A 15,877-nucleotide genomic window follows, 5' to 3' on the forward strand; every position below is an offset into this window, starting at 1 on the left:
AAAAAAGAGAGACTGTGCTTATGCGCAGGTTTTTCTTTTTAGATTACTTAGCGCTTTGCTAAGGCTCTTTCTATAATGCTGTGAAGCATCATCTCTTAGCGAATTTATCCGTGAACATTAGTTCTAATTTATCGCTATCACCGAGACAATATTCAGATTTATAGCAACCAAGTGCTTATCGTTAAGGATAGGACTTTGCTTGCTTTGCTGACTTCATTAACAGACTTATCCACAAAAAATTTCTGTGGATAAAGTGGTTGATAAACTCTTAATCCTCATATTGCTTATTGACACCTCTGAGGATCTTTGCTTGCTCTTACTTCTTTGCAAGAAAATCGATTTCGTTTAACTTGTTGTTTTTAATGGTTTTTTGGTTGGCCGTGGTGCGTAGCTTCTAGAACATTAAGATCATTACTATCCAAAAGCTTGATCCTAATCATTTACTGAGACTGTGATTAAGTTTTTTTCTAGATAGAAAACAGCGTCTGATTAAAAATGTTGTCCACACAGCGCAATTTGGGATGGGCATCAAACAATCCTTTCTCTGATTATGCAAGTTACTTTCTTATGCGTCCCGCGGTAGACCTTTCTCGATAATTCGAATGAGTCGCGTATGCTGACGTGATGGCTCAGAGTTGTTGGTTTGTTCTGCTAAAGCCCAGTAAATATGTTCATCAAGCAGTTCGCTTTGCCCAAGGTGCTGTTGTAGGGTTTCAATAATACGCGGAGAGTAAGGTGCATTCCCCATCGCGATGATCAGATTGCGCCGCCATTGCTGATGACCTATTCGGCGAATCGCAGAACCTTCCATATTTTTTAGAAATGTTGTCTCATCCCACTCAAATAGCGTGACTAAGTCAGCATTGGTTAGGCCTTGCCGACGATGGAAATCATTCTGTTGCGTTAAAGGTGCAAAGCGATTCCAAGGGCAAACGAGTTGGCAATCATCACATCCGTAAATTCGGTTGCCCATGGCTGACCGAAATTCAAGAGGGATCACTCCATCAAATTCGATGGTCAGATAAGAGATACACCGCCGTGCATCAACAACGCCCTCTGCCACAATGGCGTTGGTTGGGCAGCTCGTAATGCAAGCCGTGCACTTGCCGCATTGATTATCGCTCGGTTCATCAACCGGTAATGGAATATCAACCAGTAATTCCCCCAAGAAGAACCAAGAGCCAGTTTCTTTATCTAAGATGAGCGAATGTTTCCCTATCCAACCCAATCCGGCTTTTTGCGCTAATGGGCGCTCAAGAATCGGAGCTGAGTCAACAAAAGGGCGGTAACTGAGTTGCCCGACTTCTTGTTCTATTTTCTCTCCGAGCTTTTTAAGCTGACTACGTACTAACTTGTGATAATCACGCCCCAATGCATAGCGACTGATGTAAGCCTGGTTTGGATCATTCAGATTGGAGGCAAATTGCGCTTGTGGTGGCAGATAGTTGATACGCGCACTGATGACTCGAAGAGTGCCAGGCAGAAGCTCCGCAGGGCGCGCACGCATCATGCCATGTCTGGCCATCCAATCCATTTCACCGTGGTAACCGGCATCTAACCAACGTTGCAAAGCATGTTCATGTTCGCTTAAATCGACATCACAAATTCCGACTTTTTCAAAGCCGAGTTCGATCGCCCACTGTTTGATCTTGTCTGCTAGCTGTTGGTAGTCCATTAGAGGGTACTCACGGTAAGGGGCGAGGATCTTAGCGGATCTTCTTTTTTGCATCTAGCATTAATCACGGCGAGATCTTACGGGGTGATGGATATTTTTCGCTTTGTTAACAGAACAGCTCTTGTCTCTCAATTCCAACCCAGTTTACTATTCCTGTTCTTTTGATTTCTTTATAGTCAATAACGACCTTGTCGAGAAAAGCGCAATGAATAACAAGATTTTTTCCCTAAAAGATGAGCAAGCCACCATTGAATTGGGTAGCGCGTTAGCGGCTATTTGTTTACAACAAACGACGCTTTATCTGCATGGTGATCTTGGTGCGGGAAAAACGACGTTTAGTCGTGGTTTTATTCGTGCATTAGGCCATAAAGGCAATGTCAAAAGTCCAACCTATACTTTGGTGGAGCCATACCAACTCGGCGCATGGCAGGTGTATCACTTTGATCTTTATCGTCTTGCCGATCCGGAAGAGCTTGAGTTTATGGGGATTCGTGATTACTTCACCGCCGATGCGATCTGTTTGGTTGAGTGGCCAGAAAAAGGGCATGGGTTATTGCCTAATGCTGATCTCGATATTGATTTACGTTATGACGGTGAGCAACGAATCGCGACACTCACTGCTAATAATGATTATGGACGCGACCTCTTGAATCAGTTGGAGTTATGTTGAACGTTAGCCGTTTTCGTTTTGGATTCTTACTCTTCGGATTAGCCTTACTGACACTCGCTCCTCAAGCTTGGGCGAATGTATTGGAGGGGGTGCGAGTTTGGCCTTCGCCTGATGAAACCAGAGTGGTTTTGGACGTTAAGTCTGAAGTGGACTACAGCTACTTTACCCTCAGCTCGCCTGAGCGTTTGGTTATTGATCTTAAACAGAGCACTTCTCGCGCTAAGTTACCGCAGAATGTCACTGAAAGCGGGATTCTATCGAAAATTCGCGCCTCGTCTCCGCCAGAAAAAAGCACTTTCCGACTGGTTTTTGAACTGAAGCAAAAAACAACGCCAACCTTGTTCAAATTGGCTCCAACTCCTGGCGGACAATATGGGCACCGCTTGGTGGTGGACATGCCTCATGGCAAAGTGAGTGAAAGCAGTGCTGCCAGTACCCCAAGTTCGTCTACCCAAGTGAGCAAAGATGCCTCTCAGTTACTGGGCAATGACGATATTGTGGTTGCGATTGATGCGGGGCATGGGGGGGAAGACCCAGGCTCGATAGGCCCGACACGCAAATATGAAAAAGACGTTACCTTGAGTGTATCGAAAAAACTGGCTGACCAGCTTAATGCGGTGCCGGGAATGAAAGCGGTACTGACTCGTCGTGGTGACTATTTTGTGAATCTCAATAAACGCACAGAAATTGCCCGTAGCAGTAAAGCGCATCTACTGGTTTCGGTGCATGCCGATGCTTTCCATACTCCACAGCCTCGTGGTGGTTCGGTGTTTGTACTCAATACCCGCCGTGCCAATACCGAGATTGCCCGTTGGGTTGAAAACCATGAGCAGCAATCTGAATTACTCGGTGGTGCAGGTGAGGTGCTGTCAAAAGCCAATAACGATCGCAATGTCAGCCAAACTTTGCTGGATCTGCAATTTAGCCATTCACAAAAGGAAGGCTATAAAGTGGCCTCCAATATTTTGCGAGAGATGGGTAAAGTCGCACATCTGCATAAAGCGGAACCGGTGAATGCGAGTTTGGCGGTGTTAAAATCGCCCGATATTCCCTCGGTATTAGTCGAAACCGGTTTTATCTCGAATCCATCGGAAGAGAAGTTGCTGTTTCAACGTACTCATCAAGATAAGTTAGCTCGTGCGTTAGCTACGGCGATTGTGCAGTACTTTGAAGATAACCCTCCAGAAGGAACCCTCTTTGCCAATCGTGGAAAAGCGCAAAAGCATAAAGTTCAGCGTGGAGAATCGGTGGGGTTGATTGCGAATCAATATGGCGTGAGCGTGGATGCCTTGATGAAAGCAAATAAGCTCAAATCGTCAACATTGGCGGTGGGGCAATGGTTGGTCATTCCTGCTTCACAAGCTCCGGCTCCAATCCCTGTGCCAACAGTGAATAATCCAGTCGAAACCGAAACTATTACTCATGTGGTGAAATCGGGTGATTTCCTTGGCAAGCTTTCAAGCACGTACAAAGTTTCTGTTGCGGCGATCAAAAAAGAGAACAATTTGAAGTCCGATACGCTGGTGCTCGGGCAAAAGCTGAAAATCACCGTGAGCTTAAAAGATAAGCCGCTACGTAAGCACAAGGTGCAGCGCGGTGAGTTCTTGAGCAAAATCGCGGATCAATACAAGGTTAGTGTTGATAGCATTCGCCAAGCCAACCAGTTGCGCTCTGACCAACTGTTGGTGGGGCAGCAACTGATTATTCCGAATAAATAACCGATTATGACAATTCAAATTCTACCGGCTCGTTTAGCCAACCAAATTGCTGCTGGTGAAGTTGTCGAAAGACCTGCATCGGTGGTGAAAGAGCTGGTGGAAAACAGCCTTGATGCAGGTGCGACTCGGATCGATATCGACATCGAGAAAGGTGGCGCGAAGCTCATTCGTATCCGAGATAATGGCTCTGGAATTGATAAAGAGGAGCTCGGTCTGGCGTTGAGTCGTCACGCGACTTCTAAAATCCATACACTGGATGATCTCGAAGCGATCATGAGCCTAGGTTTTCGTGGTGAGGCGTTAGCGAGTATTAGCTCTGTATCTCGTTTGACGCTGACATCGCGCACCGTGACTCAAGAGGAAGCATGGTCGGCTTACAGTGAAGGCCGCGATATGGCGGTGAAGTTACAACCGGCTGCCCATCCAGTAGGTACGACAGTAGAAGTGCTGGATCTGTTCTTCAATACTCCCGCACGGCGCAAATTTCTGCGTACCGAAAAAACCGAATTTACCCATATCGATGAGCTGCTCAAGCGGATTGCGCTGAGCCGTTTTGATGTCAGCTTTACCTTGCGCCATAACGGCAAACTCGTGCGGCAGTATCGCGCTGCAACGACTTTACCGCAGCAGGAAAAACGTTTAGCAGCGGTATGTGGCAACCCGTTTGTACAGCATATGCTGCGCATTGAGTTAGAGCACCAAGGCCTCAAACTGCATGGTTGGATCACCACACCCGAGGGCGCGCGTCAGCAGAGTGATCTGCAATACTGTTATGTTAACGGTCGGATGATGCGCGATAAGCTGATCAATCATGCCATCCGCCAAAGCTACGAAACCAGCTTACGTGCCGATCAATTTGCGACCTATGTGCTGTTTATTGAACTCGATCCCCATCAAGTGGATGTCAACGTGCATCCAGCCAAGCATGAAGTGCGTTTTCATCAAGCCCGCCTCGTTCACGATTTCATTTATCAAGCGTTAAGCAGTGCGTTGGTACAAAGTACACAAGTGATTGCACCCGCAGTCAATGAAGGCGCCTTCCATTCCTCACCAGTAGAAGAGGTTGCTGACGAGGTTGAACCGATATCGGTAGCACCCGTGCCAGAGAGAGTGTGGCAAGCCGTGCAAAGTTCGCCTGATTATCCACGCAAAGTTGCGCGCGATAACCCTGAAGGTGAGGGCGATAATTATCAGCTGAGAGAACGCGCTGTCGCCAATCCGTGGGTGGCTTCACCCAAGGCTGCAAGTACTGGCAAAGAAAGATATGGTTCGGCATCCGTCAGTAAAAAGGAGGCCGCGGTTTACCAAACCTTGATGCAAACTCCCGATTTATCTGATGCAGAACCGAGTACAGCCAGTACCGTCGTCTCATTAATTGAAGCCGTCAAGGCTAATACTGCTATCGAAAAACTGGGTAAAGCGATCCAAGTGGTGGCGGGGCAGTATCTGTTGATGAGTAGCCCACAAGGTTGTGTACTTATCTCACTCTACCAAGCTCAGCAATTCAAACTGCGCGGGCTACTCAATGCTCAGCAGGGCGCGCTGAAAGCGCAGCCACTGCTTGTGCCACTTGGGCTAAAGTTGAGTGAACTGGAATGGCAAGCTGCGCAGCGTCATTCATCTGCACTGTTGCAACTGGGGATTGAACTGAAAACGCGCGCCAATCACAGCATTATGGTGATGGCGGTTCCGCAGCCGCTGCGCCAGCAAAATTTACAGCAATTGCTGCCGGATCTGTTATCTTACGCGGCGAGTTGCTCGGAAAGCCAAGCCTTGAGCCATCAAGCGTTGGCGGATTGGTTAACTCAACGCATCGTTGTAGAAAAAAGAGACTACATTTTAGCCGAGGCGATCGGCTTGATCGCAGAGCTGGAGCAGCTCTGGCAAGGCAACTTGCCTTTGCAAGACCCACATTTTATTACTTTGGTGGATTTTTCCGCCTCAATTACAGCATTACACTCATGACTCAAAAGTTACCTCTCGCCCTGTTTTTAATGGGCCCAACGGCTTCTGGCAAAACGGATTTAGCCATTCGCTTACGTCAGAAATACCCGGTGGAGATCATCAGCGTCGACTCGGCACTGATTTATCGGGGGATGGACATCGGTACCGCAAAACCTGATGCTCAAGAGCTAGCACTCGCACCACACCGTTTGATCGATATTCTGGACCCGAGTGAATCTTATTCTGCCGCCGATTTTCGTCGTGACGCCTTGAAAGAGATGGCAGATATCGTTGCTCAGGGCAAAATTCCGCTGTTGGTGGGAGGAACTATGCTCTATTACAAGGCCTTACTCGAAGGGCTATCGCCACTGCCGGCCGCCGATCCGGCGATTCGTGAGCAGATCGAACAAGAAGCCGCAACATTAGGCTGGCAGGCGTTACATGATCAACTGCAACAGATTGATCCCGTCTCAGCACAGCGAATTCATCCCAATGATCCACAAAGATTGTCTCGGGCATTGGAAGTTTATCGAATTTCAGGTAAAACTCTTACTGAACTGACGCAAACCAAAGGGGAAGCAATTCCTTATCGGGTGCTGCAGTTTGCAATTGCTCCCAAGGAAAGGGCAGAACTCCATCGTCGGATTGAACTTCGTTTTGAGAAGATGGTCGAATCAGGGTTTGAAGAAGAGGTTAAAGCATTATATGCCAGAGACGATCTTCATCCGGATCTTCCTTCTATTCGCTGCGTCGGTTACCGACAGATGTGGGATTACTTAGACGGTCACGGCACCTTAGACGAAGCAATCTATCGTGGAATCTGCGCCACCCGTCAATTGGCCAAGCGACAGATCACCTGGTTACGCAGCTGGGATGATTTAACTTGGTTAGATAGCGAAAACGTTGATCAAGCCGTTGAAACACTCTCGAATGCGATAGCGTCCAACGAAATAAGCTGTGTATAATGTGATCGCTTTTGCGTGATGTACCCCGGAAAGGATCCGCTATTGGTACTCTGTTGAGCATCGGTAGCAACGGGGATTTTGATTCGTTTAGCTCAGATGCAAGGCTGCATATAATTCTGCTGCACCGCTAGCTAAATAATTACTAGAAAAGACAAAATAAGGAAAAAATAAAATGGCTAAGGGGCAATCTCTACAAGACCCATTTCTGAATGCACTACGTCGTGAACGTATTCCAGTTTCTATCTACCTTGTCAACGGCATCAAGCTGCAAGGCCAGATCGAATCATTTGATCAATTTGTGATCCTGCTGAAGAACACGGTAAACCAAATGGTTTACAAGCATGCGATTTCTACTGTGGTTCCTGCTCGTCCAGTGAGTCACCACAGCGGCGACCGCCCAGCATCAGATCGTCCAGCAGAGAAGTCTGAAGAATAATTCTTTGCGCAATAACTTAAGGAGTTGATCGCTTGTTTGACCGTTATGAAGCCGGTGAGCGAGCCGTACTTGTTCATGTCAACTTCACGCAACGGGGTGAGTGGGAAGATCTGAGCGAATGTAAAATGCTTATCTCTTCCGCCGGGGTGACCACACTGCATGTCGTAACAGGCAGTCGTCAAACCCCTCACCCTAAATATTTTGTTGGTGAGGGCAAAGCCCAAGAAATCGCCGAAGCTGTGCAAATGCACGGTGCTAACGTGGTGATTTTTAACCATGCTCTTTCTCCTGCCCAAGAACGTAACCTCGAAAGACTGTGCCAGTGTCGTGTGATTGATCGCACAGGCCTTATCCTTGATATTTTTGCTCAACGTGCTCGTACCCATGAAGGTAAGCTACAAGTCGAGTTGGCTCAGCTACGCCATATTTCGACACGCTTAATCCGTGGTTGGACGCATTTGGAAAGACAAAAAGGCGGGATTGGTCTACGTGGGCCGGGTGAAACCCAGCTTGAAACTGACCGACGTTTACTGCGTGAACGAATTAAAGCGATTTTGCGCCGCTTAGAAAAAGTGGCCAAACAGCGTGAGCAAGGGCGCCGTGCTCGTAGCCGTGCAGAAATTCCAACCATCTCGTTGGTGGGTTATACCAACGCAGGGAAATCCACCCTGTTTAACCGAATCACTGAAGCTGGTGTGTATGCAGCGGATCAGCTGTTCGCAACGCTCGATCCTACCTTGCGTAAAATCGATCTGGCGGATGTTGGCCCTGCGGTACTAGCCGATACGGTGGGTTTTATTCGTCATCTTCCGCATGATCTTGTCGCGGCTTTTAAAGCGACGTTACAAGAGACACAAGAAGCTGACATTTTGTTACATGTTGTTGATGCCAGTGATGAACGCTTTCGTGAGAATATCCAAGCGGTAGAGACTGTTTTGCAGGAAATCGATGCCCATGAAGTCCCAACGCTGTTGGTGATGAACAAAATCGATAATCTGGAAGAGCACGCTCCGCGTATTGAACGGGATGATGAAGGCGTTCCGAGGGTCGTATGGATCTCTGCCATGCAGGGAACCGGTATTGAACTACTCTTTGAAGCATTGAGTGAACGTTTGGCAAGCCAAGTGGTGGAACACAATCTACGTATTCCGCCGCGACATCAAGGACGTATCCGTAGCACATTTTTCCAAATGAACTGCATTCAACAGGAAGAGTATGATCCGGAAGGCAATTTACTGATCACTGTTCGGTTGCAACAGGTCGATTGGGCTAGACTAGAAAAACGAGAGCAAGCAGATTTATGTGACTTTATAGTTACTTAAAGGACTGCTAGAGTATAACGTCATATCAAATGATGGAGTTTTCTAATGGCGTGGAATGAGCCTGGTAATAATAACGGCAACAATGGCCGCGATAATGACCCATGGGGGAACAACAATCGCGGTAACAAAGGTGGCCGAGATCAAGGTCCCCCTGATTTAGACGAAGTGTTTAATAAACTGAGTCAAAAGCTGGGTGGGAAATTTGGTGGCAAAGGCGGTAAAGGGCCTTCGCTGACGGGTGGTGGTGCCATCGGTTTTGGCGTGATTGCTGCTATTGCGGCTGCAGTATGGTTCTTCACTGGCTTCTATACCATTGGTGAAGCAGAGCGTGGTGTTGTTCTACGCCTTGGCAAATATGACCGCATTGTTGATCCCGGTTTGAACTGGCGTCCACGCTTTATTGATGAAGTGACACCAGTTAACGTACAAGCCATTCGTTCACTGCGTGCATCAGGATTGATGCTCACCAAAGATGAAAACGTGGTCACCGTCTCAATGGATGTGCAATATCGTATTGCAGATCCCTATAAGTATCTGTACCAAGTAACGAATGCCGATGATAGCTTGCGTCAAGCAACGGATTCTGCGTTACGTGCAGTGGTGGGTGACTCATTGATGGATAGCATCTTGACCAGTGGTCGTCAGCAAATTCGTCAAAGCACTCAGCAAACACTCAATCAAATCATTGATAGCTATGATATGGGCTTGATGATTGTTGATGTGAACTTCCAATCGGCTCGTCCACCTGAGCAAGTCAAAGACGCTTTCGATGATGCGATTGCTGCGCGTGAGGATGAAGAGCGTTTCATCCGTGAAGCAGAAGCGTACAAGAACGAAATTTTGCCTAAAGCAACAGGTCGTGCTGAGCGTTTGAAGAAAGAAGCACAAGGTTATAACGAGCGCACAATTAATGAAGCGCTCGGTCAGGTGGCTCAGTTTGAAAAACTGCTGCCAGAATACCAAGCCGCACCGAAAGTGACACGCGATCGTCTCTATTTGGATGCGATGGAAGAGGTGTATAGCAATACCTCGAAAGTGCTGATTGATTCTGAATCGAGCGGTAACTTGCTTTATCTGCCAATTGATAAGTTAGCGGGTCAAGACAGTAACAAGGCGGAGCCACGTCCGAGCAAATCTTCCTCATCGTATGATCAGATTGAGCTTGAGTCACAGCAAACGACAGAAACGAACACCGATACTCAGTCGCGTAGCACTACACGTCAAGGGAGATACTAAGAATGCGTAAGTTATTAATCCCTACTATCGTTCTGATCGTCGCGGCATTATTGATGTCGATGTTTGTGATCCCAGAAGGTGAGCGCGGTATCGTGATCCGTTTTGGTCGAGTGCTGAAAGACAACAATGATCTGGCGAAGATTTATGAACCGGGCTTGCATTTTAAAATGCCGCTGTTTGATCGTGTGAAAACGTTAGATGCGCGTATTCAAACTATGGATGGCCGTTCAGACCGTTTTGTGACATCAGAGAAAAAAGACGTGATCATTGATACTTACGTAAAGTGGCGTATCGACGATTTCGGTCAGTACTACTTGGCTACGGGTGGTGGTAATGCGTTGACCGCGGAAGCACTACTGGAGCGTAAAGTGACGGATGTACTACGTTCTGAGATTGGTGCGCGTGAGATCAAACAGATTGTGTCTGGTCCTCGTAACGTTTCAATATTGCCAGAAAGCGCTAACTCTTCTGAAGTGACTACAGAAGCGGCGAAAGAAGCTCTTGAGATTGATGGTCAGCGTGATCAAATCATGTCTGAAGTACTGAATGATACGCGTGAAAGTGCGATGAAAGATTTAGGGGTATACGTGGTCGACTTCCGAATGAAGAAGATCAACCTACCGGACGAAATCAGTGAATCTATCTATCGCCGTATGCGTGCTGAACGTGAATCGGTCGCTCGTAAGCACCGTTCACAAGGTCGTGAAAAAGCGGAAGTGATCCGTGCACAAGCAGAACTTGAAGTCGCCACGATTCTTGCTGAAGCTGACAAAACCGCACGTGTGACTCGCGGTACAGCAGATGCAGAAGCGGCGAAGATTTACTCGGATGCCTATAAGAAAGATCCTGAGTTCTTCAGCTTCTTGCGTTCATTGCGCGCTTACGAAAAATCGTTCAATAGCAAAAATGACATTCTGGTGTTGGATCCAAAAAGTGAGTTTTTCCAATACATGAATAATGCGAAAGGCGCTGCAGCCAAGTAAGCATAACGTCACTTTTTAAAAGGCTCCGTAAGGAGCCTTTGTTATTTGGAGTCAATATGTCGCAGACACTTTGGGTTGCATTGGGTTTAGTGTTGATCGTTGAAGGGTTGGGGCCATTATTAGCGCCGAGAGGATGGCGGCAGATGGTTGCTCAGCTCAGCCAACAGCCAGATAATCAATTACGCCGTATTGGTGGGTGTTTGGTGGTTGCGGGAGCGGTTATCGCCTACGTGTTTGCCCGATGAATTCTGGCGTTAACGTAGGCGTTGAGCCGTTTAGTAGTGCGGTGGTGGCGTTTCGTGGGCCTGGTCGGCGAGGTTGGATGTATCGATGTTTCTGACTTTACCGACCACATATTTCATTTGATCTTGCATTCTGGTGATCAATAACTGCTGCTGGGTCAGAGAATCATTCAAGGTTTCAATCGTCTGCTCTTGAAAAGCGAGCTTGCACTCTAAGTCTTCAATACGTTCTTGAAGTTGGGTTAGCGATAATTGTTGCATTTGTCAGTTCTCCACACGCCAAGCTTGAGCGATGCCAGCTGAGCTGCCTGATACGGCACGCTGTTGGGCATCAAAGGTGGCATCATACACGACTGCTTGGGCGGGTCCGCTATCTTTTTTGGTGGCAGATTCAACACTGGTGATTTTTTTACCCTCTTGAGCGTTCCATATTTCCACTAATCCGGATGGGGTGCCAGTGATCAATTTTTTCCCATCATCGGAAAAGCGAGCGGTAGAAAAAACCAGTTGGCGCCTAAAACTTCGCAGTTGGATGGGTTTATTTTGTGATGTTAAATCCCAAATAAGCGCTTGATTGCCATCATCGGAAGTAAAGGCTAATTTCCCCTCTCTCTGTAACGCAACTCGGTTGACGCGTTGCTCATGATCAAATTGGCGAAGAATTTGCCCAGTCTTGGTATCCCATAGATAAGCGTGATAATCATTGCCCCCAGTCAAGGCATAACGACCATTCGCAGAGAGTGCCACTGAATTCACTTTTTCACGGTGAGCAAGGAACTCCATGCGTCTTCCGCTGACTAAGTCAACGTAAATGGCTTTGCCATTCGTCAATCCTAACAGCACTTGTTCGCCATCGCTGGAGAGATCGACATCGCGGATCAGGCCATCAGTAATCGACCAAAGCCCCTTAGCTTGGGTCCAAGCCAGATCCCAAACTGCAAAGTTGTTTTGGCTCGCCGTAATCGCGTAGCGGCCGCTATCCGCAAGTCGGATCTTGGAAACGGGATTGGCCTGCGGATCTTGTGCACCTAAGTCGGACAGTTTTTTGTCTTGCTGGAGATCCCACAAGACCAACTGTTGCTGCTTGGAATAGATCAATGCGAAGCGGCCATCACGACTTAAACCAAAAGCGGTTGAACCTTCAGGGGCTAAGTCCCATCGTTGTTCTGCTTGATTAGCAAAAAAACATCCGCTTAACATGAAGACGATAAGTAAGTAGCAGAGTGAGTGATAAATTCTTCGCATCAAGTCTAATTATCCGTTTGTTGTGTAAAGACAATCATGAAACATACCGCTATATTGGTACAACTCTTTGTTGTGCACCAGTGAGTTGCTGGTTTTTGTGCACAACGCCAAAAGGAATACCTCATAATTGGAGACCTCAATGAAATCACTTTTTAAAGTGTCACTGCTAGCTGCGACAGTAATGCTCGCGGTTGGTTGTCAAAAAGAAGAAGCACCAAAAACTGAAACGGCACCCGCGGCTCAAACCGCGACAGCAAAAACCGTTGAGTTTAAGTCTGAAGATGACAAAGCGGCTTACGCAATCGGCGTGTCATTTGCCAACTACCTGAAAACTAGCATTGAAAAACCAAGTGAAATTGGCATTGAGCTGAACAAAGATCTGGTACTGAAAGGTATTCAACATGTTTTCGCTGGCAATCCAGAAATGAGTGAAGAAGAGACTCGCGCAGCGCTAGAGGCTTTGGATAAGCGTGTAGCTGAAACCATGCAAGCGAAAGCGACAGAAAAAGCCGCAGAAAATAAGAAGAAAGGTGATGAGTTCCGCGCCCAATTCGAGAAAGAGCAAGGTGTTGTGAAAACACAATCTGGCCTGTTGTACCAAGTGATGACTCCGGCTGAAGGCGATAAGCCAAAAGACACGGATACCGTACAAGTTCACTACAAAGGAACATTGACGGATGGTACTCAATTCGATAGCTCTTATGAGCGTGGTGAGCCAGCAACTTTCCCACTTAACCGTGTGATCCCAGGATGGACGGAAGGCGTACAGCTGATGCCAGTAGGCTCAAAATTCAAACTGGTTATCCCGCCTGAACTGGCTTACGGTGAGCAAGATACTCCAACGATCCCAGCGAATTCAACCTTAGTGTTTGAAGTGGAATTGCTGAAGATTGAAAACGGTAAAGACGCTACCCAATAATCGTTCATTCAGAGCTTGCTTTGTATTTTGTGAGCAGATGAATTACTTAAGGCCTGACTGTGTTCAGGCCTTTTTCTATGCGCTGATCCTAATAAGAATTTGTTCTAAATCACTTGTTGGTAATATTGCAGAATCGTGGTTTAAAATTTTCTGATAAACTTACAGCAATTTGTTGATTTTTCATTCTAAGGTTTAAGCACAGTGACAATGACAGAAACCATGAATGTCGATTTACTGCTAGAGATGGAATCGGTGCACGTAAAGCCATTTACCGAGCACGATAAGGTGATCTTGCGTTCCTATGAAGCAGTTGTCGATGGTATCGCAAGCCTGATTGGTCCATTTTGCGAAATCGTTCTTCACTCGCTCGAAGATTTAAACACGTCGGCAATCAAAATTGCCAATGGTGAAAACACTGGCCGTCAGGTGGGCTCTCCGATTACCGACATGGCGCTGAAAATGCTGCGTGATATTGAAGGATCCGAGCGTAACTTTTCTCGCTCTTACTTCACGCGCGCCAAAGGTGGCGTACTGATGAAGTCGATCACCGTTGCGATCCGTAATGGCGATAACCGAGTGATTGGTTTGTTGTGTATCAACGTCAACCTTGATGCTCCTTTCTCACAAGTGCTGAAATCTTTCATGCCAACCCAGGAAGCACAAGAAGCGGCTTCTTCGGTGAACTTCGCCAGTGATGTTGAAGAGTTGGTGGATCAAACCGTAGAACGTACGATCGAAGAAATCAATGGCGATAAATCGGTCTCCAACAACACCAAAAACCGTCAGATTGTGATGGCGCTGTTTGATAAAGGCATCTTCGACATTAAAGATGCGATCAACCGTGTCGCGGATCGTCTGAACATCTCTAAGCACACGGTTTATCTCTACATTCGTCAGCGCAAAACTGAGGATGATGAGAAGTGAAATCTATCACTTACACCTTGGTAGTGAACGGGCCACAATACGGCACGCAATCAGCTCGTAATGCCTACCTATTTGCCAACACGTTGATTGCCAAAGGGCATACGTTGAAAAGTGTGTTTTTTTATCAAGATGGTGTGCTGAATGGTTCGGCAACGCATGTGCCAGCTAATGACGAATTTGACTTACTGCAAGGTTGGCAAACGCTCGCACAAGCACATAACGTGCAGCTTGAAACCTGTGTTGCTGCGGCGCTACGTCGCGGGGTGGTAAGTGAGCAAGAGGCTCAACAACACGGTTTAAGTAGCCATAACCTCGCATCTCATTTCACTCAGGCAGGGTTAGGTAGCCTCGCACAAGCGTTATTAGAGCAAGATAGGGTGGTACAGTTTTGAACAAAGTCGCATGGGTATTCCATACTCCACCGCATGGAACCGCCGCAGGGCGAGAAGGGCTTGATGCCATTCTGGCCACTTCGGCTTACAGTGACGCTCAAGCCCTGTTTTTTGTTGGCGAAGGCGTACTACAGTTAGTGAAAAACCAGCAGCCAGAAGTGATTTTAAGTCGTGACTATATTGCAGCATTCAAATTGTTGGATCTCTACGACATCGACGCACGCTATGTCTGCCAACAGAGTTTACAGTGCTGGGGGGTGAGTGAAGAGGATCTGCTGATAGAGGTGGAAGTGCTGGATCCTCAAGCATTGGCGCAACGGCTGCGCAACTACGATCAATTACTCACCTTCTAAGGATCACGCATGTTGCATATTATTAAGCATCTAGAGAAGCTCTCGTTAGTCAGTGCGTATTTGTTGCCGGGCGATGCCGCATTGTTAACTGAAAATGCCGTTTATGCCGCCGCGGCTCAATCGCCTTATCCAATCCGTCTCAATGATCAGATCTCTTGGGCGGTTCTGCATGAGGATCTGCAAGCTCGTGGTTGGCTGATAAATGTAGATCCCCGTATTCATATCACAACCATGAGTGATTTTGTTGAGTTAACCATAACTCATGAAAAATCAATAACATGGTAGGGATTGCTTTTCTGCAATGGCAGTGTTGATTTGTAACGCTGCTGGATCAGCAAAAAAGATCTGTATATTTCTTGACACACCTCCCACTGCTGCATAGAATTTTGCGTCCCTATTTGTGCAATCTGTTTGCATGAGTCGGGGTAGATTTTTCACAAGCTTACTTTAAGTAAATCAGGAGCTAGTTAATGGCAACTATTAACCAGTTGGTTCGTAAGCCACGTGCTAAGCAAGTTGTTAAAAGCAACGTGCCAGCACTAGCTGCGTGCCCACAAAAGCGTGGTGTATGTACTCGTGTTTATACTACTACACCTAAAAAACCTAACTCAGCACTTCGTAAAGTATGTCGTGTACGTCTAACTAACGGTTTTGAAGTTACTTCATACATCGGTGGTGAAGGTCACAACCTACAAGAGCACAGTGTTGTACTGATCCGTGGTGGTCGTGTTAAAGACCTTCCAGGTGTTCGCTACCACACTGTTCGCGGCGCACTAGACTGTGCTGGCGTGAACGACCGTAAACAAGCTCGTTCTAAGTACGGTGTGAAGCGTCCTAAGTCTTAATGGAATCC

At 47.1% G+C, this 15,877-nt stretch carries 18 protein-coding genes; 15 read left to right on the forward strand and 3 right to left on the reverse strand.

The features are described 5' to 3' along the window. Positions 1-565: 565 nt before the first annotated feature. Positions 566-1,675 carry a tRNA epoxyqueuosine(34) reductase QueG gene (queG, locus tag MKA69_RS05745; RefSeq protein WP_305848228.1) on the reverse strand — a complete coding sequence of 370 codons (1,110 nt, stop codon included), beginning with the start codon at positions 1,673-1,675 and terminating at the stop codon, positions 566-568. A 205-nt stretch (positions 1,676-1,880) separates the two neighbouring features. Between queG and tsaE the strand changes: the two genes are divergently transcribed. The 9 genes from tsaE (at position 1,881) to MKA69_RS05790 (ending at position 11,194) form a co-directional block, all read left to right on the forward strand. After that, the gene (gene tsaE, locus MKA69_RS05750; RefSeq protein ID WP_055035734.1) at positions 1,881-2,345 is read left to right on the forward strand and encodes a tRNA (adenosine(37)-N6)-threonylcarbamoyltransferase complex ATPase subunit type 1 TsaE; all 465 of its coding nucleotides are present in this window, start codon (positions 1,881-1,883) and stop codon (positions 2,343-2,345) included. Beyond that, positions 2,339-4,063: an N-acetylmuramoyl-L-alanine amidase gene (locus MKA69_RS05755; protein ID WP_305847665.1), complete on the forward strand. Its 1,725-nt coding sequence runs from the start codon at positions 2,339-2,341 to the stop codon at positions 4,061-4,063. The genes tsaE and MKA69_RS05755 overlap by 7 nt, the downstream gene beginning before the upstream one ends. Before the next feature lie 6 nt (positions 4,064-4,069). After that, positions 4,070-6,028: a DNA mismatch repair endonuclease MutL gene (gene mutL / locus MKA69_RS05760; protein ID WP_305847666.1), complete on the forward strand. Its 1,959-nt coding sequence runs from the start codon at positions 4,070-4,072 to the stop codon at positions 6,026-6,028. After that, positions 6,025-6,972, forward strand: coding sequence for a tRNA (adenosine(37)-N6)-dimethylallyltransferase MiaA (gene miaA / locus MKA69_RS05765; protein ID WP_055035736.1), 948 nt, complete (start codon positions 6,025-6,027; stop codon positions 6,970-6,972). Before mutL ends, miaA begins: the two co-directional genes overlap by 4 nt. Before the next feature lie 172 nt (positions 6,973-7,144). Further along, positions 7,145-7,408, forward strand: coding sequence for an RNA chaperone Hfq (hfq, locus tag MKA69_RS05770; protein WP_001051872.1), 264 nt, complete (start codon positions 7,145-7,147; stop codon positions 7,406-7,408). A 32-nt stretch (positions 7,409-7,440) separates the two neighbouring features. Continuing rightward, a complete protein-coding gene (gene hflX, locus MKA69_RS05775; RefSeq protein ID WP_000460369.1) occupies positions 7,441-8,730 on the forward strand; it encodes a ribosome rescue GTPase HflX in 1,290 nt (429 codons plus the stop codon). Positions 8,731-8,775: 45 nt separating this feature from the next. Then, complete coding sequence (hflK, locus tag MKA69_RS05780) at positions 8,776-9,966, forward strand: FtsH protease activity modulator HflK (protein ID WP_000312462.1); 1,191 nt, start codon at positions 8,776-8,778, stop codon at positions 9,964-9,966. A 2-nt stretch (positions 9,967-9,968) separates the two neighbouring features. Then, entirely contained in the window at positions 9,969-10,949 is a 981-nt protein-coding gene (gene hflC / locus MKA69_RS05785) for a protease modulator HflC (RefSeq protein ID WP_095459551.1), read from the forward strand. A gap of 56 nt (positions 10,950-11,005) precedes the next feature. Further along, positions 11,006-11,194: a DUF2065 domain-containing protein gene (locus MKA69_RS05790; protein ID WP_055030543.1), complete on the forward strand. Its 189-nt coding sequence runs from the start codon at positions 11,006-11,008 to the stop codon at positions 11,192-11,194. A gap of 30 nt (positions 11,195-11,224) precedes the next feature. Here MKA69_RS05790 and MKA69_RS05795 read toward each other — a convergent pair whose 3' ends face one another. Both MKA69_RS05795 and MKA69_RS05800 read right to left on the reverse strand, forming a co-directional pair. Then, positions 11,225-11,452: a SlyX family protein gene (locus MKA69_RS05795; RefSeq protein WP_001186809.1), complete on the reverse strand. Its 228-nt coding sequence runs from the start codon at positions 11,450-11,452 to the stop codon at positions 11,225-11,227. Positions 11,453-11,455: 3 nt separating this feature from the next. Further along, complete coding sequence (locus tag MKA69_RS05800) at positions 11,456-12,391, reverse strand: WD40 repeat domain-containing protein (RefSeq protein ID WP_162231952.1); 936 nt, start codon at positions 12,389-12,391, stop codon at positions 11,456-11,458. Positions 12,392-12,575: 184 nt separating this feature from the next. Here MKA69_RS05800 and fkpA point away from each other — a divergent pair, with 184 nt between their 5' ends. The 6 genes from fkpA (at position 12,576) to rpsL (ending at position 15,869) form a co-directional block, all read left to right on the forward strand. Continuing rightward, positions 12,576-13,355: an FKBP-type peptidyl-prolyl cis-trans isomerase gene (gene fkpA / locus MKA69_RS05805; RefSeq protein ID WP_055030540.1), complete on the forward strand. Its 780-nt coding sequence runs from the start codon at positions 12,576-12,578 to the stop codon at positions 13,353-13,355. A 207-nt stretch (positions 13,356-13,562) separates the two neighbouring features. Next, entirely contained in the window at positions 13,563-14,279 is a 717-nt protein-coding gene (locus MKA69_RS05810) for a transcriptional regulator (protein ID WP_000140990.1), read from the forward strand. Then, positions 14,276-14,671, forward strand: a complete 396-nt coding sequence (gene tusD, locus MKA69_RS05815) for a sulfurtransferase complex subunit TusD (RefSeq protein WP_305847667.1) — start codon at positions 14,276-14,278, stop codon at positions 14,669-14,671. The genes MKA69_RS05810 and tusD overlap by 4 nt, the downstream gene beginning before the upstream one ends. Further along, entirely contained in the window at positions 14,668-15,024 is a 357-nt protein-coding gene (gene tusC, locus MKA69_RS05820; protein ID WP_158120244.1) for a sulfurtransferase complex subunit TusC, read from the forward strand. The genes tusD and tusC overlap by 4 nt, the downstream gene beginning before the upstream one ends. Before the next feature lie 9 nt (positions 15,025-15,033). After that, positions 15,034-15,309, forward strand: a complete 276-nt coding sequence (tusB, locus tag MKA69_RS05825; RefSeq protein WP_305847668.1) for a sulfurtransferase complex subunit TusB — start codon at positions 15,034-15,036, stop codon at positions 15,307-15,309. A gap of 185 nt (positions 15,310-15,494) precedes the next feature. Then, complete coding sequence (gene rpsL / locus MKA69_RS05830) at positions 15,495-15,869, forward strand: 30S ribosomal protein S12 (RefSeq protein ID WP_000201237.1); 375 nt, start codon at positions 15,495-15,497, stop codon at positions 15,867-15,869. Positions 15,870-15,877: the final 8 nt, after the last annotated feature.

The organism is Vibrio sp. AH4, from assembly GCF_030710545.1.
GTDB classification, from domain to species: domain Bacteria; phylum Pseudomonadota; class Gammaproteobacteria; order Enterobacterales; family Vibrionaceae; genus Vibrio; species Vibrio metoecus.

Bases quoted from the DNA above. Each gene is read 5' to 3' on its own strand.
- queG (WP_305848228.1), bottom strand. From the start codon at position 1,675: ATGGACTACCAACAGCTAGCAGACAAGATCAAACAGTGGGCGATCGAA.
- tsaE (WP_055035734.1), top strand. From the start codon at position 1,881: ATGAATAACAAGATTTTTTCCCTAAAAGATGAGCAAGCCACCATTGAA.
- MKA69_RS05755 (WP_305847665.1), top strand. From the start codon at position 2,339: ATGTTGAACGTTAGCCGTTTTCGTTTTGGATTCTTACTCTTCGGATTA.
- mutL (WP_305847666.1), top strand. From the start codon at position 4,070: ATGACAATTCAAATTCTACCGGCTCGTTTAGCCAACCAAATTGCTGCT.
- miaA (WP_055035736.1), top strand. From the start codon at position 6,025: ATGACTCAAAAGTTACCTCTCGCCCTGTTTTTAATGGGCCCAACGGCT.
- hfq (WP_001051872.1), top strand. From the start codon at position 7,145: ATGGCTAAGGGGCAATCTCTACAAGACCCATTTCTGAATGCACTACGT.
- hflK (WP_000312462.1), top strand. From the start codon at position 8,776: ATGGCGTGGAATGAGCCTGGTAATAATAACGGCAACAATGGCCGCGAT.
- hflC (WP_095459551.1), top strand. From the start codon at position 9,969: ATGCGTAAGTTATTAATCCCTACTATCGTTCTGATCGTCGCGGCATTA.
- MKA69_RS05790 (WP_055030543.1), top strand. From the start codon at position 11,006: ATGTCGCAGACACTTTGGGTTGCATTGGGTTTAGTGTTGATCGTTGAA.
- MKA69_RS05795 (WP_001186809.1), bottom strand. From the start codon at position 11,452: ATGCAACAATTATCGCTAACCCAACTTCAAGAACGTATTGAAGACTTA.
- MKA69_RS05800 (WP_162231952.1), bottom strand. From the start codon at position 12,391: ATGTTAAGCGGATGTTTTTTTGCTAATCAAGCAGAACAACGATGGGAC.
- fkpA (WP_055030540.1), top strand. From the start codon at position 12,576: ATGAAATCACTTTTTAAAGTGTCACTGCTAGCTGCGACAGTAATGCTC.
- MKA69_RS05810 (WP_000140990.1), top strand. From the start codon at position 13,563: ATGACAGAAACCATGAATGTCGATTTACTGCTAGAGATGGAATCGGTG.
- tusB (WP_305847668.1), top strand. From the start codon at position 15,034: ATGTTGCATATTATTAAGCATCTAGAGAAGCTCTCGTTAGTCAGTGCG.
- rpsL (WP_000201237.1), top strand. From the start codon at position 15,495: ATGGCAACTATTAACCAGTTGGTTCGTAAGCCACGTGCTAAGCAAGTT.